Origin of the sequence: Planococcus halotolerans (assembly GCF_003289955.1) — a bacterium.
Lineage (GTDB): Bacteria > Bacillota > Bacilli > Bacillales_A > Planococcaceae > Planococcus > Planococcus halotolerans.
In genome coordinates this window covers 36,817-55,323 of sequence record NZ_QLZR01000010.1, presented here as the reverse complement: position 1 = coordinate 55,323, position 18,507 = coordinate 36,817, and the positions used below count along the sequence as shown (strand labels likewise).

At 45.3% G+C, this 18,507-nt stretch carries 12 protein-coding genes; 9 read left to right on the top strand and 3 right to left on the bottom strand.

All coding sequences use genetic code 11. From position 1 onward, the window contains the following. Together DP120_RS17300 and DP120_RS17295 are read right to left on the bottom strand one after the other, a co-directional pair. Entirely contained in the window at positions 1-264 is a 264-nt protein-coding gene (locus DP120_RS17300; RefSeq protein ID WP_112224885.1) for a hypothetical protein, read from the bottom strand. Further along, a complete protein-coding gene (locus tag DP120_RS17295; protein ID WP_112224884.1) occupies positions 248-481 on the bottom strand; it encodes a hypothetical protein in 234 nt (77 codons plus the stop codon). Before DP120_RS17295 ends, DP120_RS17300 begins: the two co-directional genes overlap by 17 nt. A gap of 221 nt (positions 482-702) precedes the next feature. On the opposite strand from DP120_RS17295, the gene mobQ reads away from it, so the two are divergent. The 7 genes from mobQ (at position 703) to DP120_RS17255 (ending at position 8,795) form a co-directional block, all read left to right on the top strand. After that, positions 703-2,763 (top strand): MobQ family relaxase, encoded by a 2,061-nt coding sequence (gene mobQ / locus DP120_RS17290; RefSeq protein ID WP_112224883.1) that lies wholly within the window; start codon positions 703-705, stop codon positions 2,761-2,763. Positions 2,764-2,791: 28 nt separating this feature from the next. Then, complete coding sequence (locus tag DP120_RS17285; protein ID WP_240612028.1) at positions 2,792-4,777, top strand: VirD4-like conjugal transfer protein, CD1115 family; 1,986 nt, start codon at positions 2,792-2,794, stop codon at positions 4,775-4,777. Positions 4,778-4,797: 20 nt separating this feature from the next. Then, the gene (locus tag DP120_RS17280) at positions 4,798-5,022 is read left to right on the top strand and encodes a hypothetical protein (RefSeq protein ID WP_112224882.1); all 225 of its coding nucleotides are present in this window, start codon (positions 4,798-4,800) and stop codon (positions 5,020-5,022) included. Then, positions 5,012-6,634, top strand: a complete 1,623-nt coding sequence (locus DP120_RS17275; RefSeq protein WP_112224881.1) for an ArdC-like ssDNA-binding domain-containing protein — start codon at positions 5,012-5,014, stop codon at positions 6,632-6,634. The genes DP120_RS17280 and DP120_RS17275 overlap by 11 nt, the downstream gene beginning before the upstream one ends. Positions 6,635-6,769: 135 nt before the next feature. After that, positions 6,770-7,105: a hypothetical protein gene (locus DP120_RS17270; RefSeq protein ID WP_165843829.1), complete on the top strand. Its 336-nt coding sequence runs from the start codon at positions 6,770-6,772 to the stop codon at positions 7,103-7,105. Positions 7,106-7,641: 536 nt separating this feature from the next. Beyond that, positions 7,642-8,100, top strand: a complete 459-nt coding sequence (locus tag DP120_RS17260; RefSeq protein ID WP_112224878.1) for a JAB domain-containing protein — start codon at positions 7,642-7,644, stop codon at positions 8,098-8,100. Positions 8,101-8,318: 218 nt separating this feature from the next. Next, positions 8,319-8,795: a hypothetical protein gene (locus tag DP120_RS17255; protein ID WP_112224877.1), complete on the top strand. Its 477-nt coding sequence runs from the start codon at positions 8,319-8,321 to the stop codon at positions 8,793-8,795. A gap of 229 nt (positions 8,796-9,024) precedes the next feature. On the opposite strand, the gene DP120_RS17250 is transcribed toward DP120_RS17255, so the two are convergent. Further along, on the bottom strand, positions 9,025-9,282 hold the full coding sequence (locus DP120_RS17250) for a YesK family protein (RefSeq protein WP_165843828.1): 258 nt from the start codon (positions 9,280-9,282) through the stop codon (positions 9,025-9,027). A 331-nt stretch (positions 9,283-9,613) separates the two neighbouring features. Here DP120_RS17250 and DP120_RS17245 point away from each other — a divergent pair, with 331 nt between their 5' ends. Together DP120_RS17245 and DP120_RS17240 are read left to right on the top strand one after the other, a co-directional pair. Next, complete coding sequence (locus DP120_RS17245; RefSeq protein WP_112224875.1) at positions 9,614-9,979, top strand: DUF805 domain-containing protein; 366 nt, start codon at positions 9,614-9,616, stop codon at positions 9,977-9,979. Positions 9,980-10,636: 657 nt separating this feature from the next. After that, positions 10,637-18,490, top strand: a complete 7,854-nt coding sequence (locus DP120_RS17240) for a DNRLRE domain-containing protein (RefSeq protein ID WP_165843827.1) — start codon at positions 10,637-10,639, stop codon at positions 18,488-18,490. Positions 18,491-18,507 lie beyond the last annotated feature (17 nt).

The following is an 18,507-nucleotide window of genomic DNA, read 5'->3' as shown; positions in this document are numbered from 1 at the left end:
TCAGCCCTTTTTCATATTGCCTTTTACAAATGCCGAGAAAGTCTGGAAGACTTTCTCCCGTTCGGCCACGGACAGCTGTTCCAGTCCAAAATATTTTTCGGCCAGCGCACCGGTCTCGATTAAGCGTTTGGTCCGCGCTTTTCGCTGTTCCCAGCTGGCTCTCCGTTTGGCTTCATTTTGAAGCCGGTTCTTCTTTCTTTTCATTTCTGTAATCCGCTGTTTCAGTTCCTTGGTCTGATCCAAATGATCACGACTGCTGCTCATGGTGATCCCGCGTTTCATTCCCGTCTTCTTTTCGGTTTACTTGAACCGCGAGCTTTTGAATCCATTCAATGGCTTCCTGTTCCGATTCCACATTCCATGCCTTGAGCACTTCCTGGCCGATGTTCTTGTGCATTTGCTGTTCGATCATTTTTTGCTTTTCTTTCAGTTTGGCGATCTGCTCTTCGATGCTTGTGATCTTTTCAATATTGTTTGCCATGGTCTTCACTCCTTTTTTATCTTATATTTAAATATATTAACATATATCTTAATAAATTCTAGAGAAAAGGGAAAATTTGTGCTACAATAAGTCCGAACCCAAAGGGAGAGTGCCCAGTTATACACCACTTCGTGGTGCCTGGGGAAAGCGCCTTCGGCCTTTCTTTGTCGCCTTCGGATGTTTTAAGATAAAAGAGCCTGTAAAAAAAGAGGTGAGAGAACGTGAGCTACTTCCGTCTGCAAGCCAACATTATCAGCAAGAAATCCCAATCAGCCGTGGCCAGTGCCAGTTATCGGAGTGGGGAAGACCTGTATTCCGAACGCGACGAGGAAATGAAAAGTTTCAAACGGCGCGAAGTGGCTCCGGTCTCTTTTCTCCTGAAGCCGGATCATGCGCCCGACTGGACACTCGACCGTGAAAAGCTATGGAACGAAGTCGAGAAAGTGGAAAAAGCGTGGAACGCGCAACTGGCCCGCGAGGTATTGGTTGCCCTGCCGGTTGAGCTGTCGGATAAGCAGCAGCACGAGTTGGTCCAGTCGTTCGTCCAGGAAGAATTCGTGGACGAGGGGATGGTGGCAGACGTCTCGATTCACCGCGACAAACTACATAATCCCCATGCCCATATTTTGCTGACGGTTCGTCCGTTCAATGAAGATGGCAGCTGGGGACAGAAGAAAATGCGTCAGTATGAGTACGATGAAAAGGGTGACATTCTCCGGACAGAGGACGGAAAAAAAGTGTTTCAAACCGTTCCTTCTACGGACTGGAACGAACGCGAAACCCTCGTAAAATGGCGCATGAATTACGCAGAAGCCATCAATCAATCCTTCAAGGAGCATGGCATCAACAAGGAAGTTTCCGCGCTCTCATTTGAAGAACAGGGACTGGACCGGATTGCAGAAGTTCGGCTGGACCGGAACGAATACCAATACGTCAAACGGATGGAAGCCAAGGGCCTTGAAGCGAAGACGTTCTACCACCAATTGAATCAGGAAATCCGCAAAACAAATGCAGAGATCAAGCAGCTGAACCAACAAATTTCCTTTCTTTCGGACAAGCAGAAACCGTTGGATGTCCAAGCCGTTCTGCACCGGCATACCGTCGAAGTTACCGGACAATTGGACGCCGATTACCAGAAGAGCCTGCGGTTCATGGAAGGACGCCTGAAAGAAGCACCGACCTTCCAAAACGTGCACAAACAACTGGAAGGCCTTTACCGATGGGAAGAGCGATCGCTTGAACCCAAACAGACCGAAGCAGCCGTTACCCATGCCATCTTGACGGCATCCCACCAAGCGAACGCTAAACGCGATGCCCAAGCATTAAAAGCGCAAGGATTCTCGCTGCCGACATTCCCGTCACTCTTCGGTGAACGGCTGGATCGTTTTGAAAAACTGGAACAGGAAACGGCCAAATCGGCGAAAACCAATGAAACCGTCACGGCCCATGCGGAACGCGCTTACCGGGTGCAAAGCCTAATTGTTCATAATGCATTCCAGGAACTCTATGCGGAAATCGATGATCGCTTCCAGACGAATGACCGGACGGCCGACTTTAAAGCAACTGTCTTGGAAGCAATCCGGAATGAGCAGTGGGAACACGTTCCAGGGATGGAAGACATGGATCATCACTTGCAGCTGCATGAACTTCAAAAAGCCTGTGACCATGCCGAAAAAGCGAGCGAACAAATCCGGATTCAATCGCAGATGCGCAATAAACTGGGAACTGAAAAAGAGAAGCTGCTGCACGACGGAAAAGACTTGGATACCATTTACCGGACGTCCATCAAACTCAATACCGCCCAGCAATTGATCGGCCGTTACCAGGAAAAAGCCGCACATATGGACAAGCAAATGGATGAATTGATTCGGCAGACGTTCCCGGAAGCAAAAGAGAAATTGCTGCAGCAGGTACAGGCACTGCCGCTGGAAATGAAAACGGATTTCTTGAAGCATTACACGGAAAAAGCGAAGCACCACAAAGCGCCGGCGTTGAAAGAGTGCCTGAAGCACGCGCAAACCGAACAGGACAAACGCGGGGCGGCCTTTGAGCAATATAAAAACCAGCAAAACAGCCGGTTCTATCAAGGACTGGACGACAAGCAGCAGCCACTCGTTCAGTTCCCGAACGGCCGCGCAAGTTCCGAACTGCTGGATCAATTGATGCGGCAAGCGGCCCACCCGAACAATTACCAGAAAGAGCCGCAGCAAACCACCAAGATGAACCGAAAAGGCCGGAACACGCGCATGCGGCGTTACCTGGGACTCGAAATTGACATGTAAGTAAAAAAGAATGAAAGGCGTGAGCATCATGGCGAAAAAAACGTTACGGAAAGGGGCCGGGGTGAAAATAGGGGTCACGTTCCTGCTGTCCTTAGTCGTCGGCTACACTCTGACCGGTGTGCTCCGGTTTATTGCTGAAAAGGAATCGTTGAACGGCTTGCTGCTGGATGTCAGTGGCACCACCGGTTTCCTACTGAATGAAGCAGACCGGCAGTCGCAGCTGTTGGTGGCGATCTTGTCCGTTGTCTTCTTCGGCTGGTTCCTCTCCAAAATGAACTTGTTCGAACACAAATACGAAGATGCCCATGATTTCGGTGTCCACGGTTCGGCCCGCTTTACGCAGCCGGCCGAAGTGATCGACGGCAAGCACTTCTCCAAACAGAACAAATATCACAAGGGCAATCCCGAAAAGACGCTGGGATCATTGGAAAACGGCTTGATTGTCGGCCGGGTGCCCGATAAAAAACAAGCGCTCATCATTCCGCGAACGACCGCCATCGACAACCGCAATGTCTACATCGTCGGTTCCAGCGGGAGTGGGAAAGGACAATCTTACGTTATCCCAAATCTGTTAAACAATAAGGAAGAAACGTTAATCGTCACCGACCCGAAAGGCGAATTGTTCGACCAGACCGCAGCCATCAAGCGCGATCAGGGCTACCGGGTCTACCAGATCGATTTCATCAACTTCAAACAGGATCGCTACAACTTACTGGATTACGTCCTGGATGATCAGGACGCGCAAAGCGTGTCCGTCACGATTGCGAAAAATTCCACCAAAGACGGAAAAGAAGACTTCTTTATGGAACGGGCACAGAAGATGCTTGCGGGACTCATCGTCTACTGCAAAACCGAAATTCCGAACGCCAGCATGCAGGATGTGCTGGATGCCTTCAATGAAAAAGTGGCCCCGGATGAAGACCGTTTCCGGGAATGGGTGGACGAAGAGCTCGGAACCGGCCATCCGGCTTACCAGTTGCTAAAAGGATTGACGACGCTCGGCGGCAATACGCGCGCCAGTGTGACCTCTTCCTTCGCTTCGCAGGTCAGCATTTTCACCTTGAAGAAAACCAGCGAAATGACCCGGACGAGCGATTTCAACTTCCGGGCGTTTCAGGAACAGAAAAGTGTGCTGTACGTGAAGCTGCCGATGGATGAGAACCCGTTCACCGCGCTCACGTCGGTATTCTTCGATCAATTGATCGCCCAGTTCTACAAGATGGCCGATGAAAACAAAGGCAAACTGAAGATCCCGACCATCTTTTTGCTGGATGAATTCGCGAATATCGGCAAAATTGAAAAATACGGCCGAGTATTGGCCACGTGCCGGGGTCTCGGGCTATCCATGAATACGATTGTACAGGACAATGGCCAGATCGAATCCATCTACGGCAAGGAAATGGCCCGGTCGATCCTGTCCAACCATGATACGCTGCTGTTCCTTCGCAGCAAGGACATGGAAACCATCAAGTACTTCTCCCAGCTTGCCGGTGAAACGACCGCCAAAGTGCAGACCGGCTCATCGAGCCAAAGCGGCGGCTTCCTAAGCGGCAAATCCAGTGCCAGCCAAAGTCAGTCGGAACAGTACGTCAAACGCTCCCTCATTCCGGAAGGCGACCTGTCGAGCATTTCCCGAGAGGACTGTTACCTGTTTGTCAGCGGGCTTCATCCGATGAAGCTGCAAAAAGCGTGGCAGTCGGAAGTCTTCGGGGATTATGTGGAGAAGTACCAAGCGGCGCAGCCTGAACCGGAAACGGATGCAAAACCGGCCGTTCAGTGGCCTGTTCCTGAAAACGAACCGGCTGAAGCCGAAGAACCCGTGGCCTTGGCTTCAGGGGGAACCACCACGCGCGTGATTGAAGAAGAAATCAATCAATCGGATCTGTTCGATCTGAGTTACGAGGAAGAGGAACTGGAAGACCTTCCAGATTCTGAGTCCGCGCCTGAAAATGAACCAACGATTGACGAGCGCTTGAAAGAAAAAGAAGAAATCGATCTACGGACGCTTTTATAAGCAGAAAGGGAGGAACACGGATGCTTGTGACCATCAGCGACATCATCGCAAGTGATAAGCGGATCTTGAGTTTCTATGATCCCGTGCCGTTTGAGGCGCTCACGTATGAAGGTGTGCTGGATCTTGAAGAAGATATCCAGGACTACGCCATCACCTGTTACACCCCGGTCCGGATTCCCGGACAAATGGAACCCCTGTACGAGGCCTGGTACATCAGAAAGGATGTGATTGACTATGTCGACTAAACTGGACCTGACAGAAATCAACACGCGGCTCGAAAAGAATCTGGAAGAGCTGTTCAACAATGACCGGTTCCAGGACATGCTCGATGTCATGGCCAGCGGCCACCAGTATTCCTTCAATAACGTCCTGATGATTGCCTCCCAAAAGCCGGAAGCCACGATGGTGCGCGGTTTCAAGCAATGGCAGACGCTCGGACGCCATGTCAACAAAGGGGAAAAGAGCATCGACATTCTCGTTCCATCCTTCAAGAAGGTGGAAGTGCAGAAAATCAATGAACAAACCGGCGAAGTGTTGCGCGACAAGAACGGCGACCCCGAGTCTGAAGTCAAACAGAGCATCACCGGATTCATGGTCGGGAAAGTGTTTGATGTCTCGCAGACCAACGGCAAAGAGATTCCGAATGTCCGTGATTTCATCCAAAAGGACCTGCAGTCATCGGAGTCATTGACGGAACTGTATGACCGGTTTATTGACCGGATCAACCAGAATGACCAGATTTCCCTGAACATCCAGGAAGAAGCCCATCCGATGGATACCTACGGCGGTTATTACAATCGGCAGACCGATGACATTGTCATCAATACGGCGGTTTCCACGACTGCGGAACAGAAATTCCGTGTGTTGATTCATGAATATGCCCACAGCCAGCTGCACCACCGGGAAAACGAGTTGAAAGACCTGCCAAGAGGCCACCGCGAAGCACAGGCCGAATGCACAGCGTATATCGTGTCCCAGTATTACGGGTTTGATACGGACCTTTCGTCCACCGGCTACATTGCCACGTGGGCACAGGATTTAAATTTGGCCAAACAAGCCATTCATGAAGTGCAGACCGTCTCCCGGGAAACCATTGAGCAGCTCAACTCCCTGCAGAGCGAGAAAATACAGGACTTCTATCAATCCATCGATCCGGAACAGACAAAAAAGGAAATCGAAAGCAAGCACGCCATTTCACTCGATGACCGTCCGACGTTGCAGCTGCTGGATGCCAAAAATGGACTGGTGATCTATGCTACTGCCGAACAAAATGAACGGGACAATCAATTTTTCTTCCGGACCAACACAAACCGGATTGTTTCTCTTCAGGATGTAGATGAACGGTATCGGATTTTGAATGTACTGGAGAACAAAGGCGAGCTCGTGAGGGAATACCAGAAAGCCGAAGACTTCCTGAAAGTGACGAAGATCGAGGATGGCAAATACGCCGTGACGCTGGAAGGCGGCGAAAGCACGCAGCGCATCTTCACAAAAAAGGCAGAAGGAGAGCAATTCATCCAAAAAACCGCACTTGCCCAGTCATTGAATACCGACCGGTTCCTAAGCAAGACGCAGCACAAAGACACGCAGCACCTGCAAAAACTGAACAACAAGCACTTGAACGAACGCCTCGGTTCCGTGCTCAAACAGAAGAATTTGAAAGCGGAAACCCAGCACGGCGTGACGATCGGTTGGCAATTGGTAAAAAATCCGCGGATCCAGTCGAAAGACGACCTGCAGCAGCACATTGAAGGAATGAATCCGACCCATTCCCAAACAAAAGAAGTGGCTTCGGCTTTCAAGCAGCTACAATCAGCCGAAAAATCCAAAGACAAAGAGAATGAATTGGAACGATAAATGACCGAAAGAAGCAAGAAATGAAGGGTAAACACTTCGTTTCTTGTTTTTTTATTTGAAAGAATATTCAAAACTTTTTATACTACTTTTGAATCCGTTCGGCTATACTTAGAAAAAAAGCCATATTTTGGTGGAATGGAGATTCGCATGAAACGTTTACCGACCGTCAGCAAGGCAAAAAAGGAAATCGAATTCTTACAGGAGTACGTTTTTTTAGCCGAAACTTATCAAGCTGTAAGCCTGCAGGAACAGATTATTCAGCTGTACGCCTTCACGGGAAGCATTCAGAAAGTCACGGAACAATTGAATGCGGAACGTGCACAGGAAAAATTATTGCCGATCGACGCGAAGGTTGTTACCCAAGTCATCCAAAGCAGACCCATGGATCCCTTACATAAATTGGTGAGAACCAATTACCTCAATAAAACGCGGCCCGCAAGACAACTCAGTAAAATGTACGCAAAATGGTAAACGTTTAATAAAGAAACCCCATTCGATGCCGGATGGCACGCGTTCTCCTAACAAAGCACACGACGCTTTGCCAGGATCCCTAACGTGTCGCTTCCCTCTAAAAAAGACCGATAATCAGGGGCTGTACAACTCTGTTTACAGCCCCTAGATTCCTGTTCTTTTCTTTACGAGGGAACGAGCCGGAAACCCTGAAACAGACAAGCAGAAGGCAGCCAAATGGCTGCCATTTTTATATGTTTTGCTTTTGGCCACCGGAGCGTACCATTCCCAGCCTGTCTAAGCCTGAAACAGCGGCAGATTCCTTGGCTTACGCCCTACCCCTGTTTCAGGCCAAGACAGGAGCCGACTGAAGAGCAAAACATCAGTCAAGGGGCGAAAAACTTTTTCAGATCTTGCTGCGCTGAAAAACTTTTTGCGCTGGGACCCTTGACTGGTCGGCTATGGAATGGGTCCGTCCTACTCACCAAAAGGCAAAAAATAATCCCTTTTGGGACATTGACCGCCCGGCGGACCAAAACAAAAGGAGAGCGATAAAAATGAAACTTGAAACCCTTATCGAAGTGACCCGAATCAAACAGGAAATCAAAGAAGTCGAGGAAACGTACCGGAACATGATGCCGAACCGGATTCATTCTGCTTCCGATGCCATCAATTTTACGAAAGCCCTCATCGGTGACGAAGACCGGGAAATCTTTTTAGTCCTTTGCCTGAACATCAAAAATGAAATTACAGCCGTTCACCGTTGCCATACCGGCAGTATCAACGCCAGTATTGTCCATCCGAGAGAAGTGTTCAAATCAGCCATCCTGAACAATTCCGCCAGCATCATCGTTGCCCATAACCACCCATCCGGAGATTGTCAGCACTCACCCGAAGACATCTCTGTTACAAAACGCCTTGAGGAAGCCGGCGCCATCATCGGCATTGAATTGCTTGATTCCCTTATTGTCAGCCACAAAGACGGAATTTCCTTAAGGGAAAAAGGAATCATATAAGATTAAAAGGGGGATTTCCCCCCTTTTACTTTTCGCGAAAGTCTCATCTTTAACAACTGCAGAAATTGTTTAAAAAACGCGGCCACCCGAAAGATGACTTCTTCCGGGTGGCCGAACATCCTTCAAAGCAGAAAAGGTAGTTTTTGTTGAATCATTCAACAAAACTTGATATAGTAAAGAAAATAATGTTGAATCATTCAACAACAGGAGGGAACAAGATGAAAAAAGCTACCACCAATATTTTTGACAACTTCCCAAATCTTGAAGATTATATTTTTGAAAATGAAAAAATAACTGACGCATCCAAATTAACGCAACATGAAAAGGCGATGGTCAGCCTTGCCCGATTTTTCGAATTTAATGAAGCCTTCGATCTCAATCAATTGTTTAGAGAAGTGGACCCGGAATGGATTCCGTTCGCACTTGACCAACTCCAAACCTATTTTTACGAGGATACGTATCTGACTAAAAAACAAAAACCGCTAATGATTAAGGATTCCGCAGATCTCTTAAATCAAACAGCGTTTGCCGAACTGATGAACGCTCATGGCTTTAACATGAATTCAAAAAAAATCCACATGCACCGAAAAAGAGGGAAATTGCCAAAAGAAACGCTGGTGATCAGCGGGCATCCCTATTGGCTAAAAGAAGAAGCTGAACGTTATATTGCAGCAAGTCAAAAGGCAGACGACTAATTTTTTTCGTTTGCCTTTTGGTTTAACAAATAATAACTACTAAAGAGCACCGTTCGTAAAAGTGTACTTTTACGAACGCTTTTATTTTTAAGACAAGAAAGAGACATAACTATATGTGAACTGAAAAATAAACCGACGTTAATACTTTACACCAAAAGCGTAAAAATTTTAGGACTAAAAAAGCCTGGCTATTATGAATATGCCAGACCTTTCTCTGTTTTAAAAAAGTTTAATTAATTTCTCTGAAGCTCAAAAAGGAAGTAACTACTAAAGCAATAATCGAAGCAATAAGGAAGGTAAGGCCAATAACACCCATTCCCATTCCAGACCATCTTCCGACTATGAAGCTTAGAGCGATGGTTATAATACTTAAAATAGCCACTATTAAGGGCACGGCATATTGAAATGAAGAGTTTTTCTTACTAAACATCCAAGAAATATAAATCAATATAATACTAGTGACAAGCGTAATGATAATCAAATCCATTTTATGTATCTCCTTAGAATAAAGATTTGGAATCATCATAACATATACGCGTACTCGTGAAATCAAATTACAGAAATTCTAAAATTCTCCATTTACTAGTTTACATATCAAGAGGTTATCGGAAGTCACTTAGCAATAGGTTTCTTCTTTTTTATTCATGTAAGTGTAAAGTTACAAACGGTCCAAGTACTAAAGATTTGTTTCAATAAATAATTTAGTAAAATACATCCTATGTACTAACAAATTATTACAAATGATAGCTATACATAATGAATGTATGAAGCTATACTAATTTTAGTTTTATATTCAGAAGGAAAGGAGGCGCTACAAAATGAAATGGTTTGTAACAGTAATGAAGAAAGCATTCAACTTCTCCGATCGTTCACGACGAAAAGAATATTGGATGTTCATGTTGATTGCAGCTTTGCTCAGCCTTGTATTAACGATGGTTGACGCATTCGCCGGATTGGAACTAGCTGAAGATGTTGGCATTTTAAGCACTTTATTCTCTCTTCTACTTATCGTACCGAGTCTTTCGGTTACGTTCCGGCGTTTGCATGATACAGGGAAAAGCGGCTGGTGGATACTGATTTCATTGATTCCGATTATTGGTTGGATTGTCTTATTGGTCTTTACAGTTCAAGACAGCGAAACGGGTATCAATCGTTTTGGTACAAATCCAAAGGTTGCAGTGTAGCCTTTGGCAAAAACCGAGAACAGCAACTCCCGTTTTCTCGGGAGATAAAAAATGCATTCATAGACAGACTAAGAGGGACGGTGAATCTGTCCTCTTTTTTAACGTTCAAATTCGAATGGGTACCGCTAAAAGTGTGAGCGTGGCTTTCATCTTTAAGGTATATACAAATCAGCAGTACCCTGGGCAAGAAACCACCATTAGGAGGTTTCTTTTTTTTTATCCACTTGATTTGAATAAGAGTTGAACTTCTTTCTTTCTTCGTCTGTAAAGCAATGATTTGGCAAAAAATACTTACACCCAAAAAATACGAGAGGTTGAAAAAAATCGGCTTTGTGTCTTTAATATTTTTAATAAACAGTTAATATGGCACATGTATAATTTTTAAAAATAAATAAAAATATTAAAGGGGAAAAATTCATTAATATGTAAATAATATGGGTGTTTTTTCTTACAAACATAATTTTAGGGGGATTCAACTTGTTAATTTCGAACAGTATATTTAAGAGGTTTGCAATTTTATTAATAGTTTTATTACTGATGTTTTCATCTTTTCCCTGGCAACAAGTGCAATTAACCCAGGCTCACGGAACAAACGAACACAAAGAGGAAGAAGAAATAAAACACGGAAAACCTAAAAAAATCACCTCTGATGAAGTAATGTTACATAATGTAGAAAAGGTTGAAGAAATAAAAGAGCTGCGTAAAGAAAACGAAGTTACTTTCAAAAACAGTAACATGACCTATACTTCGGAAATTTACACTGGTCCCGTTCATTACAAAGAAGATGGCAAACTCAAACCTATTAAAAACAAAATTATCGACAATAAAGACCCAGATAAGGAGCTTTTTAAATATAAAACCATAGAGAATAAGTTTAGCGTTAAATTTGCAGAAAAAATAAAGAATAAAGAAATCGTTACTATTGATTTTGGAAAGGAAAAATTAGGTTTTGTACTTGAAAACATTTCTAAAGAGGGCACCATACTAAAAGAGGAGTCGAAAATTACCTACGAAGAGATAATAAAAGATGTAGACCTGCGCTATACCATGCAACCAGAAGGTTTAAAAGAAGATATTATTTTAAAAGCACCGAATACACCTAATGAGTATTTATTTACTATTTCCGGTTCACTTACTGCTGTTCAGAAAGATCAAGCCATTTCCTTTGAAAACAAAAAGGGTGAAGAGATATGGGTTATGACACCACCGTACATGGAAGATGCGGCGGGTGTGTTTTCCGATGAACTTCATTATGAACTTATTAAAACTGATAACAATAAACAAGCTATCAAATTAATAATAGATAAGAAGTACCTTGAAGATCCTGAAAGAGTTTTCCCGATAATTGTAGATCCTACGGTTAGTCTAGGCGGAAGCCAGACTAATACACTGGATACTTATGTCATGAAAGGGTATCCAACTCTAAATTACTACAATTCTCCTGAATTAAGAACAGGCTATACCAGTTCAACCAGCACGACAAGAAGTTATATGGATTTTACACAAAGTCTGCCAAATTTAAATGGTGGATTGCTAATCAGCGCAAATCTAAAATTGTACAAGACTAGCAATGGCTATGATCCTATTAATACAAATGTATATGCTAACCGAGTGACGAGTGCTTGGAATTATAATAACTTGACTTGGAATACACAACCAAGTGCTGATGCTACGAAAGCTTATGGAAGTGTAGCTGCTAACTCAACAACAGCTGGATGGCTGGCGTTGGACTTAACTAGCTTAGTGGATCAATGGTATTCGGGTGTGGCGAATTATGGAATAATGCTGCGTTCTACTTCAGAAGGCAGCCTTGGAACATACCGAAAATTTAATTCTGCTGATGCTGCTGCTAGCAAGCCCGTTTTAGAAGTTACCTACTCCGGTCTCCCTGGAGCACCAACGGGTACAGCCTATGGCAATGGAACTGGCAGTGGATCAGGGTATGTAAATTTATCCTGGAATCAATTAGCAGGAGCTACTGGCTATAAAGTTCTCATTTTCAACGGGAAGAGTTATGAAGAAATTGATGTAGGAAATACAACTTCATGGACAACGAAGGGCAAAAAATTATGGCCAACGGCCTCCCAAGTTAATAGCGGAATTTATACATTAAGAAAAGATGGAAGCGGGGGTGAATTCTCTGATGACCCACGTCCTGTCTACCAAAAGTCTGGCGGCACTTATTCAGACCGTATGAATTATTGGTTCAGAGTTAAAGCTTATAACGCTTATGGAACGACTTCACAATCCAGTCAATTTACGCCAACCATTCCTGACCAAACACTGCCGACCAAGCCGGGAAAACCGTCTGTTACAAATTCTCACAATACGAATTTCACCTTCTCGTGGAATTCATCTTCTGACAGCATTACGGGCGTCTCAAAGTACCTCGTTTATATCGGAACGGCAGCCGGGAAGACCGATGTCGCTAACGGTGTTGAAGTCACAACCACTTCCTACAAGCATCCGACGGCACTGAATCCAAGAATCCCATACTATGTTTATGTCAAAGCTGTAGACGGAAATGGAAACGTTTCTCCGGTTTCCGATACTGCAACCGGAACTCCGCGACTGGCATTAGATGCGAGCTTAGTCACTTCTTCAATCCCTAGCCCTATGGAGGCAAACGGAACTTATAACGTTCAATTTACAGTTAAAAATGAAGGTTTGGAGACTTGGACAGCTGACAAGAATATCATGTTTGGAGCAATTGCAGAAAATGAGCGTTTTACCCAAGATACCCGCCTAGCTCTTGCACCTACTGATTCCATCGGAACCGGACAAACAAAGACATTCAACGTGAGTTTCAATGCAGGAAAGAATCTCGGGACATTCCCGACAAGCTGGCGAATGCTAAAAGTTGGAGTCGGGTTTTATGGCGATACGCTTACAAAAAGTGTCATAGTCCAGGATACGACCCCGCCCAAAGGGAACATTCTGATCAATAACGGACAAATCTTCACCAATTCACCGAATGTAGCTCTTACGCTGAACGCGACGGATAATGCAGAAGGAACACTTCAACAGAAATTGCAAAACGAAACAGCTGCTTTTTCTGCTTATGAAGCATTTACCCAAACGAAGCCGTGGACATTGTCTGCTGGAAACGGCGATAAACAAGTCTCGGTCGTCTACAAAGACGCAACAGGAAACGAGTCGGCACCAGCCACCGCGTCCATCAAACTCGATACTTCCTATCCAACAGCCGCACTGACTAAACCGGATCCACTGGAATACCTGCAGGGGACTGTTTCGGTTATTGGAACAGCGTCGGATGAAGATTTGCAGTCCTATACGGTTTCTTATGGTACTGGTTCCGCCCCAACTGAATTCACGCAGATATTCAATGGGACTACCGCAACTCAAAATGCGGAGATGGCAGCGTGGGATACTAAGGAATTGCCTACCGGCCTTTATACGCTTCAGTTGGCGGTTACCGACTTAGCTGGGAACACGACTTACGACTCCCGTAACGTCTGGGTTGATCAGCCGGACAACAGGCTAGGGATGGAAAGTTTCTGGGGGTCACAAGCGGTCACTTCTGGCTTTGGTGAAAGCAATGTGAATTACTCGAACGGAAACTTAATTTTGCAACTAGTGGATGCAAGCCTCGATGGAAGAGGCCTCGATCCGACGATTGAGCGTACCTATAATGCACAAGATAAGAACGCCAATTTATTGGGACAAGGCTGGAGATTAAGTTTTGAATCGCATGTTAAAGAAAGCGAGAATGGCGACATCCTTCTGACCGAAGGGGATGGTTCTCAGCACCTCTTTGTGAAGAAGACGGACGGGACATACCAGCATCCCGCTGGCATATATAAAAAAGTCACCAAAAACAGCACTGGTGAAGTTACCATTCTAGAACTTGATGACAGTGGTGTCTCGGAAACCTATGGGACTTCCGGAAAGCTGCTGGCTGTAGCGGATAAGAACAGCAACAAGCTGACTTATCAATACACAGGCGACAAATTGACTTCCCTTAAAGATGATGTCGGTCGTTCCATTTCGCTTGTCTACAACACAAGCGGAAACCTCGCGAACATCGAGCTTTACAGTGGCAACAAAATTGTCTATTCCTATACGAACGAGCGCCTAACAAAAGTCGAATACGTGAACAGTTCAGATGCCGTTTACCGTACGGTGCTTTATGATTACGACCAGACTGGGAAGTTAAAACAATATACCGACCCGAATGGCAACCCGATCAACTACTTTTATAACGGGGAGAGATTGGTTCAGGTTCACAGCAAGCATAGCCCAAGAATCGCTCAAAGCGGTGAACTTGCAGCACCTGTAACGGTAGTAGAAAATTTCAACTATGCATTGGACAAGGGAGAAATTCACTACAGTATCAGCGGGGAGAACTCGACACAAGAAGCTCTGGTTACCGTCAATGCGAGCGGAAACGTGACGAAGCTAGTCGAAGATGCGCAAGGGTTTGCAGTTACCCAAACCTTTGTGTATGAGAATAATTTGCTGCTCGAAAGTGTGGACGAAAAAGGCCGAAAACGCAGCTTTACGTATGATGGATTCGGCAATGTCACATCCGAAACGGATCCGGCCTTTACCACCGCCATTGACAAGCAAATCATTACGCCTAAGAAAACATATGAATACAAGCCGAACACCAGTCTGTTGGCAAAAGAAACAGACGCTTTAGGCAGACAGACGCTCTATGATTATGATACAAGAGGAAACCAGACAAAATCCACGGATAGCGACGGATTTTCTGTCCACTCAACGTATGACGCGTACGGTAACCTGTTGACTGCCACAAAAGAACGTGGTCCGCTTTATGAGCATCTTCCAAACTATAGTTTCGAAGAAGGAACTTCTACGGCGTTAGCAAGTTGGAAAACGACGGGCAGTTGGTCGGAAAATCTTACGACGAAATACAGTGGAAAAAGAGCCATCACACTGCAGGGCACCAGTTCGTTAGAAAGCGAATATCTCCCAATCAAAAAAGGACAACTTCCGATACGAGGTCTTGTGTGGGTGAAAGCCGAAGCAGCAGTAGGAACCGGCGTCACCGGCGTCCTTCACTTCTATGATGCACAAAAAAACAAAATCAGCAGCAAAGTATCGACAGCTGTCACAGGCACGAAAGATTGGGCGATTCTAAACGTTGCGAGCGATGTGCCGGCTGGTGCAGCCTACGTTTCCTGGAACATCCACACCCAGTTAAGCGGGGGCAGCGTCACCGTGGATCAAGCATGGCTGGAAGAGGCGAATGCAAAGCAATCGTTTACCTATACGCCGAATGGTCTTGACTTGCTTACGGAAGTTGACCCTTACGGGAACACCACGACGTATGAATACGATGCAGCGGGGAATCGAAAGGCTTCCATTAATGCACTCGGTCAAAGAGCCGAATTCAGGTACGATGCAGACCGTAAGTTACTTGAAGAATTGGATCGACTCGGGAAGAAGACAATTAACGCGTATGATTTTAATGGAAACCTGACATCGGTCACTAACCCGCTTGGGCAAAAAACAGAGTATGCCTATGATGAAAACAACCGAAACACGCTCATTGTCCATCCGAAAGTCACCAAAGTCAATTACGAGGGGCAGTATGCACAACCGGAAGAATTCGTCACCAAAACGGAAGTGTTCCAATACAACATGCTGGGCCAGCAAACCGCTGAAAAAGATGGAAGTGGCCACATCACAAGCAACCAATACGATTCGCTAGGCCGCTTAGAAGCTACAACGGATCCACTGAAGAACCAGCGAAAATCGTTTTACGATGCCAACTCTAATAAAACGAGAGATGAAGATTGGGCATACGATACGGTCACCAATACTTTATATAAAAAAGGGACCACCTACTACAATTACGATGAGGTAAATCAGCTGGTATCCTACACAGATGCTTCTGGAAATCAAGCCACCATCGTTCAGACCACAGAATTCGATGCCGTTGGAAATGAGAAAAAGACACTTAGCGGAACCGGCGTCACCAGCGAATACCGTTATGACAAGAACAATGAAGTCATGTATATGAAAGAGTCAGCCGACGCGCCGGTAGAAATCTGGACGCTGATTGATGGTGAAGGGAATTTAGCTGTCACATTAGACGCTTTGGGCACCAATACGGAAGTGCACGACGCCAATGGCCAATTGTTGTCTGTGACAGATGCAGAAGGCAAGAAAATCACCTATACCTATAATGCGGCCGGCGATAAAACAAAGTCGGAAGACGCAACGGGTACAGTCACCGACTGGGAATACGACCAGGAAGGGCAGCTGAAGAAAGAAACGACGGCTTCGAAAAACCAAAACAATGAAGCTGTTCTTACGGTCACACAATATACCTATGACGACTTGGGGCAAGTCACCGGGAAACTGATTACAAGCACCGAAGGCAGCAAGCCCGCACAGACGCACGAAGTCACCTTGAAATACGATGAACTTGGCCGACTTGTCAAAGAGACAGGCGTTGCCGACGGGAAAAAGACCGAAACCCGCAAGTACTATGACGAAAATGACAACGTCTTGAAGTCGTGGATCTACGACGAGACGATTGTCGTGCCGGTTCAGTACGACCCGGATGGCGACGGATTCTTTGACAGTACGACCATTTATCAATACGATGCCAACAACCGATTGATTAAGGAATCGATCTCGCACACCGGCACCGAAACGATTAACCAGTTCAATGATAAAGAGGAAACCGAGACGCTCACGAATTTCCTTGGGGATACGGTTGTCTATTACGATGCCAATGAACGGGTCAAAGAAATCACCACTCCCAACTTCGATTCGTACAAGTACGAGTACTTGGTGGATGACTCGATTTCCAAAGTGATAGCACCTGGAGTTACCACCGCTTTGACGTACAGTGGGGAATCTAAAATAAAGACCCTCAAAGCGACGAATAAGAGCAATAGCCTGATCATTGATTTGGCATACCAATACTCCGCGACGGAACAAGTGACGCAGATCACCCAAGGAACCAAAATCAAGAAGTATACGTACAATCCAATTGGGAACCTGGAAACGGTCGACGCCAACGGCAAAAAGTACAAGTACACGTACGACGGCAACTCGAACGTCACCAAAATCGAGAACCTGACGACCCAGAAAACGAAGGAAACTTATGTATATACCACGGGCAATCGCTTATTGGAGCATAAGCTCTTTAATGAGACGACGGGGGTCCTGTTCAGCACCACCAAGTTTGATTACAATGCAGCGGGTGCCTTGACGAAGAAAACAATAACCGAAGGTAGCAACACAACCGTCATCGATTATGGCTATAATAACGACGACCAGCTGATCACGGTGAAGAAGACGGTTAACGGAAAAGTCATAGAGGATCTCCTATACGAGTATGATCACGACGGCAACCGGCTATCGAAAACCAAACTGCTGGAGCATTCACATTTCCATTATCACCGGGATACGAACGGCGAAATTTTCTCCATCACGAAGGAAACCGGGGGTGTACCGCAGAGTGTATCCAACTTCTATCGAGATGGAGACGGCAATCTGTTGAGTATGCGGTATAATGAGATTGTCTATTACTATCAATTTAACGCACGTGGCGACGTGATTGCATTAACCGATTCAGCCGGAACGGTGGCTGCTGCCTACGATTACGATGAATGGGGTAATGTGATTGCCATTACTGGAAATCAGGAATTGGCGGATGCCAACCCTTATCGCTATGTCGGAAAATACGGTGTCCATTATGATAAAGACACTAATCTTTATTTAATGGGATGGCGGGATTATGATCCATCCATTGGCCGCTTTATCGTTCAGGATGAATATCTGGGAGAAGAAGATGAGCCAACATCCTTGAACCGCTACTTGTATGCCGATGCAGATCCGGTCAATAACATCGATCCGGACGGCCATGCGCCGAAATGGATGCAAAAAGGGTGGAAATCCACGAAGAAGTACGCCAAGAAAGGTTATAATTTCGCGCTCGGGGACGATATCCGGACGCTTCGTAGTCCGAAATCCAAGTGGTACCATAAGGCTAGTGCCGTAGGAATGATTGGATTGAATTTTGTTCCAGGCGGCGGAATGGCGAAGTATGGCGTAAAAGCGATTTCAAAAGGTGCGAAGGGATTAAAGCATAAGAAGTATTATGCTAAGTCTCTTAAGCAAAATCGAACCGTCAAAGTTAAGAGCAAAGTATTAAATAAAGCTAGAACACAAAAATATAGAGTGGGGGGGTATAGCCAAATTAGAGGCGCCAAGGGGTTAGATGCTCACCATGTTGGTCAAAAAGCTGTAATGAAAAAATTAGTTAAAAATTATAGTGAAAAAAATGGACCCTCTATTAATGTTCCGAAGGTGGGTCATAGAGTTAAAGGAGAGAGAGGGATAGTATCAAGAAATACTAAAGGATTCCGCAATGCACGTGATTTAATAGCAAGAGATATTAAGGAGCTTAGAAGAGTTTATCCTGATGTTCCTAATTCTCAGTTGAAGAAACTAATAGCAAAAAACAAAAAGATGTATACAGAAGTTAGAAATAAAAAGAAAAAATAAAGAAATGAGGTGAAAAG

What these genes read in the sequence shown, in the direction of transcription:
- DP120_RS17300 (WP_112224885.1), bottom strand. Translation starts at nt 264, where the DNA reads ATGAGCAGCAGTCGTGATCATTTGGATCAGACCAAGGAACTGAAACAG.
- DP120_RS17295 (WP_112224884.1), bottom strand. Translation starts at nt 481, where the DNA reads ATGGCAAACAATATTGAAAAGATCACAAGCATCGAAGAGCAGATCGCC.
- DP120_RS17285 (WP_240612028.1), top strand. Translation starts at nt 2,792, where the DNA reads ATGGCGAAAAAAACGTTACGGAAAGGGGCCGGGGTGAAAATAGGGGTC.
- DP120_RS17280 (WP_112224882.1), top strand. Translation starts at nt 4,798, where the DNA reads ATGCTTGTGACCATCAGCGACATCATCGCAAGTGATAAGCGGATCTTG.
- DP120_RS17275 (WP_112224881.1), top strand. Translation starts at nt 5,012, where the DNA reads ATGTCGACTAAACTGGACCTGACAGAAATCAACACGCGGCTCGAAAAG.
- DP120_RS17270 (WP_165843829.1), top strand. Translation starts at nt 6,770, where the DNA reads ATGGAGATTCGCATGAAACGTTTACCGACCGTCAGCAAGGCAAAAAAG.
- DP120_RS17260 (WP_112224878.1), top strand. Translation starts at nt 7,642, where the DNA reads ATGAAACTTGAAACCCTTATCGAAGTGACCCGAATCAAACAGGAAATC.
- DP120_RS17255 (WP_112224877.1), top strand. Translation starts at nt 8,319, where the DNA reads ATGAAAAAAGCTACCACCAATATTTTTGACAACTTCCCAAATCTTGAA.
- DP120_RS17250 (WP_165843828.1), bottom strand. Translation starts at nt 9,282, where the DNA reads ATGGATTTGATTATCATTACGCTTGTCACTAGTATTATATTGATTTAT.
- DP120_RS17245 (WP_112224875.1), top strand. Translation starts at nt 9,614, where the DNA reads ATGAAATGGTTTGTAACAGTAATGAAGAAAGCATTCAACTTCTCCGAT.
- DP120_RS17240 (WP_165843827.1), top strand. Translation starts at nt 10,637, where the DNA reads ATGTTACATAATGTAGAAAAGGTTGAAGAAATAAAAGAGCTGCGTAAA.